Below are 17,447 nucleotides of genomic sequence, written 5' to 3'. Positions count from 1 at the left end.
CGGATCAGCCGCCCGTCGGGCTGTTGGCGACGGTGCGGCGTGCTGACGAGCTGGCCCGATCCCCGCAGCCCGGCATTCGTGTTCCTCGTTGAGGCGGCTTCGGTCGTCAGTCGAGGCCTTCGACGATGCGGAAGTCGCGCTCGAAGCCGTCAGGGAGTGCGGCCAGCGCCTCCTGGTAGGCCGCGCTCGCGCGTGCGGCGATCGCCTGTTCGAAGCTGTCGAACTCGATCAGGACAACGCGCTCGGCGATTCCGGCTTCGTGGGCGACGACCCGGCTGCCGCCGCGGGCAAGCACCCGCCCGCCCGCGGCCTTGACGGCTGAACGGGCCAGGTCGTTGTAGGCATCAAGCCTCTCGGGGTCCGCGATGGTGGGGTAGACGCTGACCCAGTAGCCCTTGGCCACGGTTCCTCCTGTGTTCGGGATGATGATCAGAAACATACTCACGTCCATAGCCGGCGAACCGGCGGAGACGGCGTTGAAGCAGGAGGGTTTCGATCGACTGGGGGTGTAGGCGCTGTCGTCGGGGAGTGCCCGCGGCGAGGATCAGGCCGCCGATGGCGCTGCCAGGGAGTACCCGCCGCTGCGGACGATGCAGTTGAAGCTCATGGCGCTCGACGTCTCGCGCTTGGGGGTGTCGGCCAGGATGACGCCGGGCATGGCGGCCGAGGAGCTGCCGACGCTGCCGGCCAGGACCGGGGGCCGTCGATCCGTTCGCGGCCCCCGCGTCGCGGATGCACCGGGATCAGCGGCTCGAGGCGTGTCCACAGCGCTCGGGCAGGCCGCAGTCGAGGCCGGGATGAGGGTCGCCTGGTTCACCATCGGAGACCTCGGGGGTGCTGGGTCATCGACTCCATCACCCGGGCGATGAGTGGCAAGGTCAAAGCTCATTCGGAACTGTCCGGGCAATGGGCGCAACCCTCAGCTGTCAGGGGATCAGGACCGTCCTGGTCCCCCTCTGGTCGAGATTCCAGACCTCCTGGACCTGTGCCAGCGGGACCCGCCGGACGTCGATCCGCAGGTCGCCACTTGCCACCAGGCCCATGACCTGGCCGCGCAGACGGCCGAGTTCGGCGGCCGGAGGTGCGTTACCTGTGCCGAATCCGACGATCTCCAGTCCGCTGCTGCGCAATAGATCCGCGGAGAGGGAGACGTTGGCTCCGGCCGTCGAGCCGACCTGGACGAAGCGGATACAGGCGGACCTGAGCACCATGTCGGTGTGACCGAGCGTGCTGATGAAGACCTCGGCCGGCCGGCCCCACAGGTAGTCCAGGACGACATCGAAGCTTCCTTCGGCGCGGAACGCCGCCCGCAGCTCGTCGTCGGGTCGGTCGAGTTGGATGGTCGCGTCCGCGCCGATGCCCGGAAGTGCGGCCAGGACACCGGCGTTACGTCCGGCGGCGACAACCCGGCCGGCGCCGAGGCGTTTGGCGAGTTGAACTGCGATCCGGCCGGCGACTCCGGTCGCGCCGAGGACGAGCACTCGCTCGTCCGGCCGCAGCTTGGCCCGCCATTCCAGGGCGGCCCATGTCGACACGCCAGGGTTCTGGACCGCAGCGGCCAGGTCGTCGTCCAAGCCTTCGGGGATAGGCGTGCACAACGCGCGGTCCGCCACTGCCCGCTCGGCCATGGCGCCGCCCGGCGACCGGAACAGCACCCGGGTGCCGTCCGAGAACTTGCCCGCGGCGAGGGTGCCGCATACCGCTGGAAGGTTCGCGGACGACGCGAAATGCGTGCCCGCGGCGAGCATGCGGTCCAAGTTGGTCAGCGGGCAGGCCGTCACCTGCAGGACTTCCTGTCCCTCTCCCGGTTCCGGCTCGGGGACGTCCTCGAAGTGGGGGGCGTCCCCGGGCGCGTGCAGGACGGCAGCCTTCATGGTCGCTCCTGGAAAGTGTCGATGTTCTCAGGTCAAGCCGGTTTCGGGGCCGTCCTTGAACAGGGTCTGGGGGTCGAGGGGCGCGCCGTAGGTGTAGTGCCGGTGCTCGCCCCATGGCTCGATATGGCTGCGTCCAAGGGAGTCGATGGTGATGTGCCGGGACGTGACGGGCCGGCCGGCGGCGCGGTCGGCGAGCCAGTCGGCGACGGCGAGGAACACGGCCGGCCCGAGCCTGCCTGAGGTGCGGGTGACCGGTGCGTGGTGCTCGCCGATGTAGAACAGCAACTCCTTCGGGCCGCGGACCTCGTTGAGGTGGTTGTAGGTGTCCACCGGGTCGCACAGCGGATCGTCCTCGCCCATGACGACCAGATACGGCATGGAGATGCGCGCGCCGAGGCCGGCGACGGTCATGGTGGCCAGCTTCGCCTCAAGCTCCGCCACACTGGACGTGCCGGTCATATACATGAAACGCTGCCGGAACGTGGGCGAATGGGTCGTGAGCATGGTGGTGTTACCCGGGTCGAAGCAGGTGAACATCACCGCGCACGCGGAATAGCGCGGTTCGGTGGCAGCCATCTGGGTGGCCCAGAACGAACCCTGGCTGATCCCGCACAGCATGACCCGGCTGGGATCGATCTCCGGCCGAGCCGCGACGAGATCGTACGCAGCGGTGCCGATCTTCCCGTAGTCGTCCGGGTCATACCAGATCTCCCGCACCAACGACGTGCCCTGCCCCGGGCCGTCGAAGGACAGCACTGCCATGCCGCGGCGAAGATAGCGGTCGGCGGACGCGAAGACGTTCATCTCCTTGAAACCGTCCATTCCGGACAGCATCACCACGCAGGGCACAGTGCCGGGCCGGCCGGCCGATCCCGCCGGCAGGTGCAGCCAGCCGGCCAGCGACTGGTCCCCGTACGGGATCTCGATCGGTTCGATGTGGTGGTCCGCACCTGCGGTGTAGGCGGTGTAGCAGTCGAACTTCTTCTGTTCCAGCACGACGTTGAGTTCGGTGTTCGTGAAGATCGGCCACTGCGCGCCGCCGTAGAGGATCGCGGCGGTGAAGTAGTCGTCGCTCGCTGAAACGGAATGACCGGACCGCTGCTGCCCAGCACCACGGCGTTCGAAGTGACGGGCGAGCCTGACCATCTCGCGGGTGAAGTCGTCCAGCTTGCGGATCGATTTCTCGAGACCGAGGATGGCGCCCTTGTGGTCCGCACTGACCGGAGCGGAGAGATAGTGCAACCGGTCCTGGTCCCATTCCGGGCCGAGCAGTTCGATGACCAGGTCCAACAGCCACCGCTGATCGGCGAACCGGGGATCGCGGTGGGCCAGCGCGTGTGGATTTACCGGCATGGTGTCCTCACTCCAGTCCTTCAGTCCTCGGTATTGACCGAGACCGCCCGGTAGGGAAACCTCCGCTGCCACTTGCCGACGAACTGGGCGACTGGCGGGTGCGAGAGGTACTTGCGCAGTGAGTCCAGATCGGGGTATTTCATCTGCGCCATGTCCGTCGGGACGAATGCGGGTGCCACCTGGGTCGGCAGAGGGATAGCCGGTTTGTACACATAGGACTCGACCAGACCCGATCCCAGCGCCATCGCGCTGCCTTCGCGGAAGAACTCCGCGCGGTCGGCCTCGGTCATCCGGTCGGGGAATGCGAAGAAGATCGTGTGCGTCACCATGTCGTCCTCGCCCACAGGTCAGCGACGAACAGGTGGTACGCCCCGGACTGCAGCACGATCATCAGGTCGAGCAGCTTCGCCTTGTCCCCGGTCACCGCGAACTGCCCGGTCACGAACGCCGTGGCGGCGTGCAGTTCGCCGGACTGGAAGTCGACCAGGTCGCGGTAGGTGGCCGTGATGGTGAGGTCGCTGTCCTCGATCCGGCCGCGAAACACCTTGACGATGGTTCCCTTCTCGATCACCAAGGAGAAGTATACGGTGGATTCCGGCGTGTCTGTCACCCGGAACTGAACCCGGACGTTGACGTGCGGGATTGGTTTCTGGTTCGCCGAGGCCAGGGTTTCCATCTCGGCCAGGTATTCCTCGGACAGGAACCGGACTCGGGTCTGTGCGGCGCCCATTACGCTTCCTTGGCTTTGGTGAATCGGATCGGCAGGGCTTCGAGCTGGGGGAATGCCACCCGCGCCCGGTGGCGCAGCGGCTCGGTGATCTCCATGCCGGTGAACCGGGTGAGCATCGCCGGGAAGACGACCTCGGCCTGCAGGTTGGCCAGCCGCCAGCCGAGGCAGAAGTGGATTCCCAGCCCGTAGGCCAGCGGCGCGGTATCCTTGCGGGTCACGTCGAACCGATCCGGGTCGGGGAAGTGCTCCGGATCGCGGTTGGCCGCCGCGATCCACACCATGACCCGCGAGCCCGCCGGGATCTCGACGTCACCGAGCCGTACCGGCCCGGTCGTCGTCCGCGGGATCATGTGCGCTGAAGGCGCGTAGCGCAACACCTCGTTGATCGCTTGGCTGATCAACCCCCGGTCGTTGCGCACCAGCTCCGCCTGGTCCGCGTGCTCGATGAACAGCCGGATGCCGTTGGTCATGAAGAACGTGGTGGTTTCGCTGCCTGCGGCAATGATCATGTGGCACATCTGGACGAGCTCGTTGAAGCTCAACCGCTCACCGTCGTCGTCGACGGCGTCGATCAACGCGGAGAGCAGGTCATCCCGCCGCTCACGTTGCCGTTCGCGCACCAGCTCGCCGAAGTAGTCGTCCAGGAACACCGCTGCCTGATCGGCCGTGCGGAGTTCGGAAGCGGTCATCCCCGGCTCGAACACCCGTTGGAAGTCACGGATCTTGTCACGCAGCAACGGAGCCTGTTCCTGCGGGACACCGACGAGATGAGCCATCACGCTGAGCGCGAGCGGGAAACAGACGTCGTTGGAGACGTCGCCGCCGCCCGCCTCGGCGAGCGGCGCGATGAGCTCGTCGAACCGCTGCTCGATGTAGACCCGGTGCTGCATCACACGCTTCACCGTGAAGGCACGGTTGACGATCCGGCGCAGCCGGGAGTGGTCGGGAGGGTTGGCCCACAACATGTTCGCGGCCAGCTTCCGCAGCGCCGGGTGCTGGTCCCACTGGCCGGCGAACCGACCGGCCATGTAGACGTGGATGTCCTTGTCGACCTCCTTGCTGCGCAGGAACTCCTCGACGTCGTCGTAGCGGGTGAGCACCCAGGTCCCCAGCGTGCTGCGGTGCACTGGGACGGCCTCGCGGAGCCGGTGGTAGCGCGAGTACGGGTCGGCCAGCCCCTCCGGGGAGAACAGGAGCTCGGCGAACGCCTCGTTCGCGGCGTGCTCGGCCGCAGCGTCCGGAGGGGCGATGTGGGTGGTCATCGAGACTCCTCGATCGTGTGCGTGCAGGCCGTGTCACGAGTCGGAAAAATCTGTTGAAGTAATTGATGACGTCACGAATTAAAGCCGCACTCAAGCCCGACTCGATGGTCGATCAATTCCCAGAATTCGTTTCCCGGCGGGAGAGACTGTGCTAACTTCGAGGAAAGTTCCTTTCTTTCACACCAGCATGGGAGATGCGCGGTGGAATCCTTGCTTCTGCGTAACGGGTTGGTCATTGACACCGAACCGGCACCAATCGCGCACCACAATTGCGACGTACTGATCGAAGACGGCCGTATCGCCGCAGTTGGCCCGAATTTGCCCGTCCCGGCCGGGACGACCCTGCTGGACGCGAGCCACAGCATCGTGCTGCCGGGATTCGTGGACACCCACCGGCACGTGTGGCAGGCCGTGTTGCGTTCCATCGCGGTGGACATGGATCTACCTGAGTACTTCGCCCTCGTGCGCCAGCACCTCGGTCCTCGGTTCCGGCCGGAAGACGTGCGTGCGGCGAACACGCTCGGCGCGCTGGAGTGCCTCGATGGCGGTGTCACCACCGTGCAGGACTTCGCCTACGCCCGCGCGGACCGCATCACGCCGGACGGCTACGTGGCCGGTGAGTCGGATTATGACTACGCCGAAGCCGCCTTTGACGGGCTGCGCACGGCCGGTGTTCGCGCGGTCTTCGGCTACCTGCTTACCCCGCAGGACACGGCCGCAGTCCACCGGGCGCACGCCTTGTTCACTGCGGACAACCCGCTGCTGACCATGGTCGCGGCCTCGCTCGGCCCGTCGAACCAGCACGTGGAGTCGATCCTCGCGGACTGGCGCCTGGCCGATGAGCTGGGCCTGTCGCTGGTGACGCACATCGGCAGTGGCCCGGTCAACGAACGGCCTATCGAGCTGCTGCGCGAACACGGCCTGCTCCGCCCGGACATCCTGTACGTGCACGGCAACGACCTCTCCGACGACGAACTGAAGATGATCGGCGATTCGGGTGCCGCGGTGTCCGTCACCCCCGCGGTGGAGGCCCGGCTGGGCCACGGCGGCCCGCTGATCGGCAGGCTGCGCACGGCCGGTGCGACCACCGCGCTCGGCGTGGACGTGGTCACCACGGTCGGCGGCGACATGTTCTCCGTGATGCGCGCTGCCCTGCTGAGCACGTACCTCGTCCCGGGCCCGCACGTGACCCCCGGCGACATCCTGCGAATGGCCACCCTGGACGGGGCGGTCGCGCTCGGCCTCGCCGACCAGGTCGGCTCGCTCAAGGTCGGCAAGCAGGCCGACATCGTGATGCTGCGGGCCGACGACGTGAACCTGGCGTGCGCGCACGACCACATCGGTACCGTCGTCACGGCCGCGCACCCCGGCAACGTCGACACCGTGCTGGTGGCCGGCAAGGTGGTCAAGCAGAACGGCAAGCTGGTGGGCCATGACCTGAACGACGTGCGTGCCAAAGCACTGCAGGCCGCGGAGTACGTCACCGCCACATCGGTTTCCACCGCTTGAGCGTCGCTCTAACAGGGGACGCCACAATTTGTTCGTACTGACGCCTGAAAAGCACGAAAGAAAGCCTCGGTCCGCGCAGTTCGATTCGGATGAGGCGTTTCAGTGCCGGGCTGGATCGGCGCGGATCCAGCCCGGGCGCCCCGCCGACGATCGTTGACCGCGCTCCGCCATCAGCGCCGCCGGGTGCCGGCGACCGACGCGAAGGGATCTGCGCACATGTCCGCAAACGCAACCTTGAACCGGTTCGCCGACTTCATGGTGGGACCGGCGAGGTTCGCCAACCTGTTGACCTGCTTCGAGCTCGGGCTGATCGACGTGCTCAGGCAATGTGGCGGCCAGACCGCGGTCCAGCTCGGTGAGACAGTCGGCGCCACACCGGACGCCGTGGAACAGCTCCTGCTCCTGCTCGTGAAGGAAGGCTTTGTCGCCCAGGACGAAACGACCGGTGGTTACCGCCTTGACGCGCTTGCCGAGGTCGCACCGGCCGATCTGCGGCGGGTGCTCACCCTGATGGACATGATCAAGATGACCATGCTCCGCCAGGTCTTCTACCTGACCGAAAGCGTGCAGACCGGCACCCTCGTCGGGCTGAGCGAGCTCTACGGGTTCCAAGGCGGCACGCTGTACGACGCCGTCGCCGTGCACCAGGACCTGCGGATTTCCTGGTCGACGTTGATGGACAACGTCACCGCGCACATCGACCCGTGGTTCTTCGAAAACATCACGATCCCGGTCGGCGCCCGCGTGCTCGACGTCGCGGGCAACACGGGTCTCGGCGCGATCCTGACCCACAAGCTGAAGGGGTCGGCCGGTTTGCACGTGACCACGTTCGACCTGCCCGAGAAGGAGCAGGAAAGCCTGGCGAACTTCGCCTCGCACGGTCTGGAGGACCAGTGCTCGTTCGTCGGCGGCGATGTCTTCAAGACGCTCCCGGCCGGCTACGACGTCGTGATGATCAAACACTTCCTGGACATGTGGGACAAGACCGAGGTGCGCAAGATCCTCCGTGCGGCCCACGGTTCGCTGAACGACGGCGGGCAGGTGCACATCCTCGTGCCGGTGTACCCGGAGGACACCAGGGACTCCGCCTCCGTCGACATCGACTTCTTCCCCGCGTTCTTCCTCGGCTGCACCATGGGCCAAGGCGGCCCGCAGAAGCTGTCGACCTACTGCGCCCTGTTGCGGGAGTGCGGGTTCGAGGTCACCAGCACCGTCACCCAGGACCCCGCCAAACTGTTGCCGGGCACCTTCGTCGTACACGGCATCCTTTCGGCGAAGAAGACGTCATGACCAGGCCCGTCCGTGCCGCCGCACACGTCTGGCCCGGTGGCGCCCCGGACTACCGGACGTGGCGAGCGGCGGTGCTGCGGGCCGAAGAACTCGGGACCGACATCGTCTTCGGGTACGACCACTTCCACAAGCCCGCGGTTCGCCGTACCGCCAACGGGATCGTGCTGGAGCCGGTTCAGCCGGATGTGACGAACTTCGAGGCATGGACCGCGCTGGCGTCCTGGGCTGAGATCACCACCACCACCGAGATCGGTGTGCTGGTCACCGGGATCGCCTATCGCAACCCCGACCTGCTCGCCGACATGGCGCGCACGGTCGACCACATCAGCGGCGGCAGGCTGATTCTCGGCGTCGGCGCCGGCTGGTTCGAAAAGGACTATGTGGTTTACGGCTACGACTACGGGACGTTGCGCTCACGGATGGACCTGTTCGCCGAAGGCCTGCGACGGATCGAGCACCGGCTGGCGAACCTGACGCCGAAACCGGTGCGGCAGATCCCGATCCTCATCGGCGGTGCCGGAGAACGGCGCACGCTCCCGCTCGTCGGCAGGCACGCCGACATCTGGCACAGCGGGCTGGACCGCGAGACCTTCCGCCGCAAGAACGACATCGTCAAGCAGCACGCGGCCGCTGCGGGACGCGACGACAGCGTCATCGAGCGGGCCACCACCTGGACCACGGCCGGCCAAGCAGACACCCTGCTGGCCGAGGACATCACGTTGCACGTCACGGAACTCAAGCCCACGGACAAGGGCTACGACTTCACGACGTTGACCGACCTGCTGGCGTGGCGGGACGCCAATCGGTAGCCGGCAGCAGGTCAAGGTCCAGAACAGCACAAGGATGGGCGGCATGGAGTATCGGCAGCTGGGCAGGTCCGGAATCCGCGTGTCCGCCCTGTCCATGGGTGCGCTGACGTTCGGCGGGCGCGGCGTTTTCGCCAAGGTGGGTACCACCGACCCGGCCGCCGCCGCCCGTCAGGTCGACCAGGCGGTCGACGCCGGCGTCAACCTCTTCGACACTGCCGACGCCTACTCCGGTGGCGCGTCGGAGGAAATCCTCGGTCAGATCCTGAAGGGGCGGTTGGACAGGGTGCTGATCGCCACGAAAGCGAGGATGCCGACAGGCAACGGCCCCAACGACGCGGGCCTTTCGCGGCATCACCTGATCACTGCGTGCGAGGCGAGCCTGCGCCGGCTGGGCACCGACCACATCGACCTGTATCAGGTACACCAATGGGACGGTGCGACGCCGCTCGAGGAAACCTTGTCCGCGCTGGACAATCTGGTGCGTGCGGGCAAGATCCGTTACGTGGGCTGTTCGAACTATTCCGGCTGGCACCTGATGAAAGCTCTGGCGACCGCCGACCGCCTCGGCGTGACCCGGTTCGTCAGCCAGCAGATCTACTATTCGCTGCAGGCCAGGGAGGCCGAGCACGAACTCATCCCAGCGGCGATAGACCAGGGCGTCGGTGTGCTGGTGTGGAGCCCGCTGGCGGGCGGGCTGCTGTCCGGCAAGTACCGGAGGGGCGAGCCGGCACCGGAGGGGTCGCGACGGTTTGCCGGATGGGACGAACCGCCGGTTCGCGACGAGGGGCAACTGTACGACATCGTTGACGTCCTGGCCCAAATCGCCGGTGATCGTGGCGTCTCCCCGGCCCAGGTCGCCCTTTCCTGGCTGCTGGCCAGGCCCGCCGTAACCTCGCTCGTGATCGGCGCCCGAACCGGCGAACAGCTGGCGGACAACCTCGGCGCCACCGATCTCGTGCTTGCCGCGGACGAACGTGCCCGGCTCGACGAGGTGAGCGGTTCGCCGCTGCCCTACCCGTACTGGCACCAGGCGAAGCTGGCGAAAGACCGGCTCAGTCCGGCCGACGAAGCGCTGCTCGGCCACCAGACAAGAATGGTTTGAGGAGAAGGTCCATGGCAGAAATCACCGAAGCGGTGGAAACACCGTCCCTCTACGAACGTCTTGGCGGCGTCTTCGGGATCGCCGCCGTTATGGACGTTCTCGTCGACCGGCTCTTCACGAATGTCTGGGCCAACCGGAATCCCTACGTCGCCGCGATGCACGAGCGCAACGGGCGTCCCGGGTTCAAGTTCATGGTCACCGCGTGGTCGGTCGAGCAGACCGGCGGCCCGAAGTGTTACCCCGGGCGGGACATGCACTACGCCCATGTCGACATGGTCGCGACCGAGCACGACTTCGACGTTGTGGCTTTGGAAATCGCCGCCACACTGAGCTTCTGCGGCGTGGGCGTGCAGGAGCAGAAGGAATACCTGGAGATCATCGAGAGCTACCGGCGCGAAGTGCTGGACGCCCCGGCGAACGAGCGAGCGAAAGAGACGAAAGCAGCGGACAGAAAGACCGGTTGAGAAGTCCCGACAGATTTGAGCAGTGGGGCATGCGAAGGCTTGTTCGATGACCCATCCCCCGACCAACGAGAGGAAGTCAGCAACGATGATTACCGAGGAACAGTACTTTCTTGGCTACCGGAGCGCGGAGTGGGAGCGGCTGCGGGAACAGGCGGAGGACTTCCAGCCCGAGGCGGCCTGGTTGTTCGACCAGGTCGGAAGGCTCGACGGCAAGACCGTCGTGGAACTCGGCGTGGGACCCCGTGGCTGCCTGGACGAGCTGGCCGCTCGGGTGGGGCCGGACGGAACCGTCATCGGCGTCGAGCGCGACGCCGAGTCGGTCGAGCTCGCGCGCAAGTTCGTGGTGGACCGCACGCTGGACAACGTCGACGTCCGGCACGGCGATGCGCGTGCGACCGGCCTCCCCGGCAACAGCTTCGACTTCGTCACCGAGCGGCTGATCCTGCACAACGTGCCGAGGCCCGAGGAGATCGTCGCCGAGGCGGTCCGGCTGGCCCGCCCGGGTGGATGTGTCGCGTTCCACGAGGGTGATCGGGTGGGGCAGGTGTGCGACCCGCCCGCCGAGTCGTGGAACCGGCTCATGGAGGTCACCCAGCGGTACGCAGACGGCAACAAGATCAACGTGTTCGTCGGCAGGCGGCTGCCCGGCCTGCTCCGCCGCGCGGGCCTCGTCGACGTCCGGGTGCGGCCCGTTCTCTACATCGACCACGAGCCCGGACACCCGCGGCGCATGGTCCTCGCTGACTTCGCCGAGAACCTGCGTGACCGGCTCATCTCGAGCGAGCTGATCACCAGAGAAGAGTTCGACGATCTTCACGCGGCGTTGCGCCGTCACCTCGCCGATCCGGACACCACCGTGATCTCACACCTGTACGTCCAGGCCTGGGGCCGCAAGCCCGAGTGATCGCGTCGTGGTCCAGCACGGTCGGAGACGCCCGCCGCGACGTTGCGGCGGGACTGAGGTCGCACGCTGAAACCGCAAGAGGAGCTACCGAAATGACCACGTCGCTGGAGAATCTCTCCACCGAGACGCGAACGTTCGCACCACCGCCCGAGTTGGCCGCCGCTGCCAACGCCACGGCGGACACCTACGACGACGCCGCCCTCGACGCGCCGGCGTTCTGGGCACGGCAGGCGGAGCGGCTCGTGTGGGCGAAGAAATGGGATCAGGTCCTCGACTGGAGCAATCCGCCGTTCGCCAAGTGGTTCATCGGCGGTGAGCTGAACATCGCCTACAACTGCGTGGACCGCCACGTCGAGGCGGGCAAGGGCGAAAAGGTCGCCATCCACTGGGAGGGCGAGCCCGGCGACACCCGTACGATCACGTATGCGGACCTGCTCAAGAGCGTCAGCCAGGCGGCGAACACGCTGACCGAGCTCGGTGTGACGGCCGGTGACCGGGTGGCCATCTACCTGCCGATGATCCCGGAGGCCGCGGTCTCGATGCTGGCCTGCGCCCGTATCGGCGCCATTCACAGCGTCGTCTTCGGCGGATACTCGGTGGACGCGCTCGCCACCCGGATCCAGGACGCGAGCGCGAAAGTCGTCATCACCGCGGATGGCGGCTACCGGCGTGGCAGACCGTCGGCGCTCAAACCCACCGTCGACGACGCCGTCGCACGTTGCTCGAGCGTCGAGCACGTGCTGGTCGTCCGCCGCACCGGCGAGGACGTCACCTGGACCGAGAAGGACCTGTGGTGGCACGAGACCGTCGAGCAGGCGAACGACAAGCACGAGCCGCAGGCGTTCGACTCCGAGCACCCGCTCTTCATCCTCTACACCTCGGGCACGACCGGTAAGCCGAAAGGCATCCTGCACACCGCCGGCGGCTACCTGACCCAGGTCTCCTATACCCACTGGTCCGTCTTCGACCTCAAAGCCGAAACCGACGTGCACTGGTGCGCAGCCGACATCGGCTGGATCACCGGGCACTCGCACATCGTCTACGGTCCACTGTCGAACGGCGCCACCGAGGTCATGTACGAGGGTGCTCCGGACACCCCGCACCATGGCCGGTTCTGGGAGATCGTCGACAAGTACAAGGTCAGCATCCTGTACACCGCGCCCACCCTCATCCGCACCATGATGAAGTGGGGCGACGACATCCCGGCCAAGTACGACCTGTCGTCGCTACGCATCCTCGGCAGCGTCGGCGAGCCGATCAACCCCGAGGCCTGGATGTGGTACCGCGAGCACGTCGGCCACAACAATGCCCCTGTCGTGGACACCTGGTGGCAGACCGAGACCGGCGGGATGATGATCTCGCCGCTACCCGGCGTGACCGCCACGAAGCCCGGCTCGGCGATGACCCCGCTGCCGGGCATCTCCGCCGACGTGGTCAACGACGAGGCCGAGCCGGTGCCGAACGGCGGCGGCGGCTTCCTCGTGCTACGCGAGCCGTGGCCCGCGATGCTGCGTTCCATCTGGGGCGACGACAACCGCTTTGTCGACACTTATTGGTCCCGATTCGGCGCCGGCGCCGGTATCGGTGACGAATGGATCTACTTCGCCGGCGACGGCGCGAAACGGGACGAGGACGGCGCGCTGTGGCTGCTCGGCCGGGTCGACGACATCATGGTCATCTCGGGCCACAACATCTCCACCACCGAAGTCGAATCCGCGCTGGTATCGCACCCTTCGGTCGCCGAGGCGGCCGTGGTGGGCGCGTCCGACCCGACCACCGGCCAGGCCATTGCCGCATTCGTCATCGCCCGCAGCACCGTGGACACCGCCGGCGAGACAGGGGACCAGCTCGAGGCCGACCTGCGCAACCATGTAGCCAAGACCCTCGGCCCCATCGCGAAACCCCGCCGGATCCTGTTCGTAGCCGAACTGCCCAAGACCCGCTCCGGCAAAATCATGCGACGCCTGCTGAAGGACGTCGCCGAGAATCGCACGCTGGGCGACGTCAGCACGCTTCAGGATTCGGCGGTCATGGATCTGATCAAGACGGGATCCGGAACGGCGGAAGACTGAGCCGGGAGCCTCGCGTCAGCGCGGCCCCCGGCTCGACCGCTACCCCTCGACCGCTACACAAGCAGGACGGGAGAGACTACCTAGGAGTCGACTTCGGCGATCAGGCCCGTCGCGAGACATCGGCCACGCGACCTCGCCCGAGCCGAGTGCCCCGTCCAGCCGGGCGCGGTCGTGCTGAAGGGCCCTTCGCAACGCTTGGCGTGGTGAAGGGCCCTTCAGCACTCTCGCCGGCGTCGCCCGGGCACGAACGAACCGTTCGCAGTACCCCCGGCGAACTTCGGATCGGCCTGCCGAGCGCGTCCCGCGGCCAGGTGCAACTCATACGGGCTGATGGCGGTAGTCCGGTCGGCTTTCGCGCTGGTGGCGGCACTTTCAGTCCGTTGCAGACGCCGTTGTTGTCCAACCGCGCCAATAGTTCACCCGTCCCGCATGCGGCATACTCCCAGCGGGTATCGAAGGAGAACCGGTCGGTCGCTTCCCGGTCCTACAGGCCCGCATCAGTCTCCCTGGTCACGCCTGGTCGACGATGGCGACCACCCGGGTCCAGGCCGCACCGAGCCCGGCGAGCTTGACCGGGAAACAGGCCACGGTGAAGCCGGCAGCCCCGGGAAGCGCGTCGAGATTCGTGAGCTTCTCCAGTTGGCAGTATGGCTTCTCCCGGCCGTAGAGATGCGCGGGCCAGAGCACCCGGTTGTCCTGGTTCTCCCGGTAGTCGCCGAGCATCGAGGCGAACGGCCGGTCGAAACCCCAGGCGTCGATGCCGATCACCTCGACCCCGCGCTCGACGAGGTAGGCCGTCGACTCCCGGGTCATCCCGGGATGGTCGGTGCGGTAAGCCTCGGTCCCCCACAGCCGATCCGCCCCGGTCCACAGCAGGACGATGTTTCCCGGCTGGAGTTCGACGGGCGCCTTCGCCAGCGCGTCCTCGATGTCGGCCGCGGTGATCCCCACTCCAGGTGGGATGTGCCGAAGGTCGAGCCGGATGCCGGGGGCGAAGCACCAGTCCAGCGGGATCTCGTCGATGGCAGCCGCCGGACGTTCGCCGCTTCGCAGACCATAATGCAGCGGCGCGTCCATGTGGGTGCCCGTGTGCGTGGTGAGCGTGACCGTCTCGTTGGAGATCGCCTCACCTTCCGGGAAGTCTTCCGGCCGCAGGCCCAGTGCGGCCGGTGCCGACTTGTGGTCGATGACCGAGACCTCGACCGGCGTGGCCTCGCTCGGACCGTTCAACACCGGAACGCTGAGGTCGATCAGGCGGCTCACGCCGGACTGCCGACGGCCTGCGCGCGCCGCTCGGACTCCTTGCGCACCGCGTCCAGGTCTGCGTCACTGTTGCGGTCCACGGCGGCCCGCAGCAACTCGGTGGCCTTTTCCCGGGACGGAACTGCTTCGGTCGGCCGAGCGGCGAAGTCATGGGTGATGACGAGCTGGGTGCGTCCCTCGTCCAGTGGGAGCGCGCGCCACTCACCACCCATGAATTCGATCATGGGAGCGTTCTCCAGCTGTCGGTAGGCGATGACGCGGCGCTCGCGATCGATGTCGCGGCGGGTCACCCAACTCTGCACCTGCCCGCTCACGTCGACCACCAGCCGGGCGATCTGGTGGGTCTTGCTCTCCTCCAGCAGCGTCGACTCCCGGGTGGGCGGAAACAGGTTCGCGTACCCCTCGATGTCGGCCAGCACGGCGAAGACGACGTCCGCCGGCGCCTCGACGGTCACGGTGTGTTCGGTGTGGAACATGGTGTTCGCCTTTCCGCTGCCCGACGGCAGCATCTCCTCGTGGTTGGCGTATGCGGCCTCGTAGTTCAACTCCGCACGCCATTTGGCGATGAACTCGTGCACGGCGGGCTTCTCGGAGAACTTCCGCAGAGTCGCCCCGTCTTGGCAGGAGAACTGCGCGATGTGGGTCGCTGTCATCCCCTTGGCGTGATCGTCGATCGGGAACCGCACGTGCGGCCGCCAGCCGAAGGCCGATACCAGACCGGATTCGACCGTGATCTCGTGCAGCCCGTCGAAGAAGCTCCGGACCTTGTCCTCGTCGGCCTCCGGGGGAAACCGGTAGATGAGTGTGTGCACGATCATGGGACTTCCTTCGAAAGTGGACCGCACGGGGGAATGAGCCAACGTTATGAACGAGATCTGGAGCCGCTCTCGACCGGCACTGAACCTCGGGGCCCGCAGGCGGGCCGATTTCCGGCGACAAGCGGAGTTTCCGTTCACGGTAGCCCGTTCGACCACAAACTGTTCCGCCGGCCATTGCGTGAATCAGCAGGAGACCACGACGGCTTTAGCACGCGTTGAGACCGTCGCGGCACGGTCGCTTCAAGGTGTTCTGTCTGCACACTGTTCCATGATGCCGGGAGCGCGGATGCTTTCTGAGAAAGACCTCATCGGAAGCTGGCGACTGGCGGCCCATTACTACTTGGACGACGACGGATCCACCAGCGAGGGACCGATGGGTGACCAGGCAGATGGGCTGCTGATCTATCACGAGGATGGCTACATGGCGGCCAGTCTGATGCGCACCAGCCTGCCGACGACCACGAACGGCACCCTGCCACCGCCCTACCTCGGGTCCAGGGACGACTACCTCGGTTACGCCGGTCGCTGGCACGTGCGCGACGACACCGTGGTGCACGAGGTCATCATCGGCTCGCACCATCGGGTGGTGCACACCGAACAGGCACGGCAGGTCCAGGTAGGCGAATCCGGTCTCCAACTGACGCGCCGCCTCGACGGACCGCACGACTACGTCGTCATGGACTGGCGGCGCGCACGAGGTGCTGCCTCGTGAACCGCCGGGTCGTGATCACCGGAATGGGAGTTCGCGCACCGGGATCGCTGGGCAAAGAACGGTTCTGGGAGCTGTTGTCGGCTGGGCGGACGGCGACCAGACGCATCTCTCTCTTCGACCCCGCGCCGTACCGGTCGCAGGTCGCCGCGGAGGTGGACTTCGACGCCGAGGCAGAAGGACTGAGCCCCCGGGAAGTCCGGCGGATGGACCGGGCAGCCCAGTTCGCGGTGGTGTGCGCACGCGAGGCGCTCGCCGACAGCGGGATCGACCTCGACGCATGGTCACCGCATCGGGTGGGGGTGAGCTTGGGCAGCGCGGTGGCGGCGGCGACCAGCCTCGAGCAGGAGTACCTCGTGCTGTCCGACTCGGGTCGCTCCTGGGAGATGTCGCCGGATCACCTGTCGCCGCACATGTTCGACTACATGGTCCCGAGCAGCATGTCGGCCGAGGTCGCCTGGGCGGTCGGCGCGGAGGGGCCGGTCGCGATGGTGTCGGACGGCTGCACGTCCGGGATCGACGCCGTCGGGCACGCGGCCGTACTGATCCGGGAAGGCAGCGCGGACGTCGTGATCGCGGGCGCCACGGACACTCCGATCACGCCGATCGTGGTCGCCTGTTTCGACGCGATCAAGGCGACAACCACTTACAACGACGACCCGGCGCACGCTTCCCGACCGTTCGACGGCACCCGCAACGGTTTCGTTCTCGCCGAAGGCGCGGCCATGTTCGTGATGGAGGAACTGACCTCGGCGGTAGCGCGGGGTGCGCGCGTCTACGGCGAAGTGAGTGGTTTCACCAATCGGTGCAACGCATACCACATGACCGGCCTGAAGGCCGACGGCCGGGAAATGGCCGAGGCGATCCGGGTCGCTCTCGACCAGGCCCAGCTCAATCCCTCGGACATCGACTACATCAACGCGCACGGCTCGGGAACGAAGCAGAATGACAGGCACGAAACCGCCGCGTTCAAACGCAGTCTCGGCGACCGTGCCTACCGGACGCCGGTCAGTTCGCTGAAGTCCATGGTCGGTCACTCCCTCGGCGCCATCGGCTCGGTGGAGATCGCTGCGTCGCTGCTGGCCATGGCGAACCATGTGGTGCCACCCACGGCGAACCTGCACGTCTCCGATCCGGAATGCGATCTGGACTACGTGCCGAACGTGGCTCGCGAACACCATATCGACACCGTGCTCACCGTGGGCAGCGGCTTCGGCGGCTTCCAAAGCGCGATGGTCCTCACTCGGCCGAAGCGGGCGAGCGCATGAGCGTGATCACGGGCCTCGGC

At 66.8% G+C, this 17,447-nt stretch carries 18 protein-coding genes; 9 read left to right on the top strand and 9 right to left on the bottom strand.

Going from position 1 to position 17,447, the window contains the following annotated elements; translation table 11 throughout:
• Positions 1–106: 106 nt before the first annotated feature.
• From AB0F15_RS35350 to AB0F15_RS35320, 7 genes are all read right to left on the bottom strand, one after another.
• Positions 107–403: a DUF1330 domain-containing protein gene (locus tag AB0F15_RS35350; protein WP_360280275.1), complete on the bottom strand. Its 297-nt coding sequence runs from the start codon at positions 401–403 to the stop codon at positions 107–109.
• A gap of 141 nt (positions 404–544) precedes the next feature.
• Positions 545–817, bottom strand: a complete 273-nt coding sequence (locus tag AB0F15_RS35345; protein ID WP_360280212.1) for a hypothetical protein — start codon at positions 815–817, stop codon at positions 545–547.
• 109 nt (positions 818–926) lie between these two features.
• The gene (locus AB0F15_RS35340) at positions 927–1,874 is read right to left on the bottom strand and encodes a hypothetical protein (protein ID WP_360280209.1); all 948 of its coding nucleotides are present in this window, start codon (positions 1,872–1,874) and stop codon (positions 927–929) included.
• A gap of 27 nt (positions 1,875–1,901) precedes the next feature.
• Positions 1,902–3,164 (bottom strand): alpha/beta hydrolase, encoded by a 1,263-nt coding sequence (locus AB0F15_RS35335; protein ID WP_360280206.1) that lies wholly within the window; start codon positions 3,162–3,164, stop codon positions 1,902–1,904.
• An 83-nt stretch (positions 3,165–3,247) separates the two neighbouring features.
• Complete coding sequence (locus AB0F15_RS35330) at positions 3,248–3,553, bottom strand: hypothetical protein (RefSeq protein ID WP_360280204.1); 306 nt, start codon at positions 3,551–3,553, stop codon at positions 3,248–3,250.
• Positions 3,550–3,957: an SCP2 sterol-binding domain-containing protein gene (locus tag AB0F15_RS35325; RefSeq protein WP_360280201.1), complete on the bottom strand. Its 408-nt coding sequence runs from the start codon at positions 3,955–3,957 to the stop codon at positions 3,550–3,552. The genes AB0F15_RS35330 and AB0F15_RS35325 overlap by 4 nt, the downstream gene beginning before the upstream one ends.
• Positions 3,957–5,219, bottom strand: coding sequence for a cytochrome P450 (locus tag AB0F15_RS35320; protein WP_360280199.1), 1,263 nt, complete (start codon positions 5,217–5,219; stop codon positions 3,957–3,959). Before AB0F15_RS35320 ends, AB0F15_RS35325 begins: the two co-directional genes overlap by 1 nt.
• Positions 5,220–5,420: 201 nt before the next feature.
• On the opposite strand from AB0F15_RS35320, the gene AB0F15_RS35315 reads away from it, so the two are divergent.
• The 7 genes from AB0F15_RS35315 (at position 5,421) to acs (ending at position 13,369) form a co-directional block, all read left to right on the top strand.
• Positions 5,421–6,728, top strand: a complete 1,308-nt coding sequence (locus AB0F15_RS35315; RefSeq protein ID WP_360280196.1) for an amidohydrolase family protein — start codon at positions 5,421–5,423, stop codon at positions 6,726–6,728.
• A 216-nt stretch (positions 6,729–6,944) separates the two neighbouring features.
• On the top strand, positions 6,945–8,018 hold the full coding sequence (locus tag AB0F15_RS35310) for a methyltransferase (RefSeq protein WP_360280193.1): 1,074 nt from the start codon (positions 6,945–6,947) through the stop codon (positions 8,016–8,018).
• Entirely contained in the window at positions 8,015–8,827 is an 813-nt protein-coding gene (locus tag AB0F15_RS35305) for an LLM class F420-dependent oxidoreductase (RefSeq protein ID WP_360280190.1), read from the top strand. Before AB0F15_RS35310 ends, AB0F15_RS35305 begins: the two co-directional genes overlap by 4 nt.
• A gap of 43 nt (positions 8,828–8,870) precedes the next feature.
• On the top strand, positions 8,871–9,929 hold the full coding sequence (locus tag AB0F15_RS35300) for an aldo/keto reductase (protein ID WP_360280188.1): 1,059 nt from the start codon (positions 8,871–8,873) through the stop codon (positions 9,927–9,929).
• A gap of 11 nt (positions 9,930–9,940) precedes the next feature.
• Positions 9,941–10,393: a group 1 truncated hemoglobin gene (locus AB0F15_RS35295; RefSeq protein ID WP_360280185.1), complete on the top strand. Its 453-nt coding sequence runs from the start codon at positions 9,941–9,943 to the stop codon at positions 10,391–10,393.
• 85 nt (positions 10,394–10,478) lie between these two features.
• Complete coding sequence (locus tag AB0F15_RS35290) at positions 10,479–11,297, top strand: methyltransferase domain-containing protein (protein WP_360280182.1); 819 nt, start codon at positions 10,479–10,481, stop codon at positions 11,295–11,297.
• 92 nt (positions 11,298–11,389) lie between these two features.
• A complete protein-coding gene (acs, locus tag AB0F15_RS35285; protein WP_360280179.1) occupies positions 11,390–13,369 on the top strand; it encodes an acetate--CoA ligase in 1,980 nt (659 codons plus the stop codon).
• 510 nt (positions 13,370–13,879) lie between these two features.
• Here acs and AB0F15_RS35280 read toward each other — a convergent pair.
• Together AB0F15_RS35280 and AB0F15_RS35275 are read right to left on the bottom strand one after the other, a co-directional pair.
• The gene (locus AB0F15_RS35280; RefSeq protein WP_360280176.1) at positions 13,880–14,632 is read right to left on the bottom strand and encodes a cyclase family protein; all 753 of its coding nucleotides are present in this window, start codon (positions 14,630–14,632) and stop codon (positions 13,880–13,882) included.
• Positions 14,629–15,450, bottom strand: coding sequence for an aromatase/cyclase (locus tag AB0F15_RS35275; protein WP_360280173.1), 822 nt, complete (start codon positions 15,448–15,450; stop codon positions 14,629–14,631). The genes AB0F15_RS35280 and AB0F15_RS35275 overlap by 4 nt, the downstream gene beginning before the upstream one ends.
• Positions 15,451–15,496: 46 nt before the next feature.
• Here AB0F15_RS35275 and AB0F15_RS35270 point away from each other — a divergent pair, with 46 nt between their 5' ends.
• Positions 15,497–16,162 carry a lipocalin-like domain-containing protein gene (locus AB0F15_RS35270; RefSeq protein ID WP_360280170.1) on the top strand — a complete coding sequence of 222 codons (666 nt, stop codon included), beginning with the start codon at positions 15,497–15,499 and terminating at the stop codon, positions 16,160–16,162.
• Positions 16,159–17,427 carry a beta-ketoacyl-[acyl-carrier-protein] synthase family protein gene (locus tag AB0F15_RS35265; protein WP_360280167.1) on the top strand — a complete coding sequence of 423 codons (1,269 nt, stop codon included), beginning with the start codon at positions 16,159–16,161 and terminating at the stop codon, positions 17,425–17,427. Before AB0F15_RS35270 ends, AB0F15_RS35265 begins: the two co-directional genes overlap by 4 nt.
• Positions 17,428–17,447 lie beyond the last annotated feature (20 nt).

The sequence above is a fragment of the Amycolatopsis sp. NPDC026612 genome (assembly GCF_040638285.1).
Taxonomy (GTDB): Bacteria; Actinomycetota; Actinomycetes; order Mycobacteriales; family Pseudonocardiaceae; genus Amycolatopsis.
Note: the sequence above shows the minus strand (reverse complement) of the source record. Positions and strands in the feature narration are given on the sequence as shown.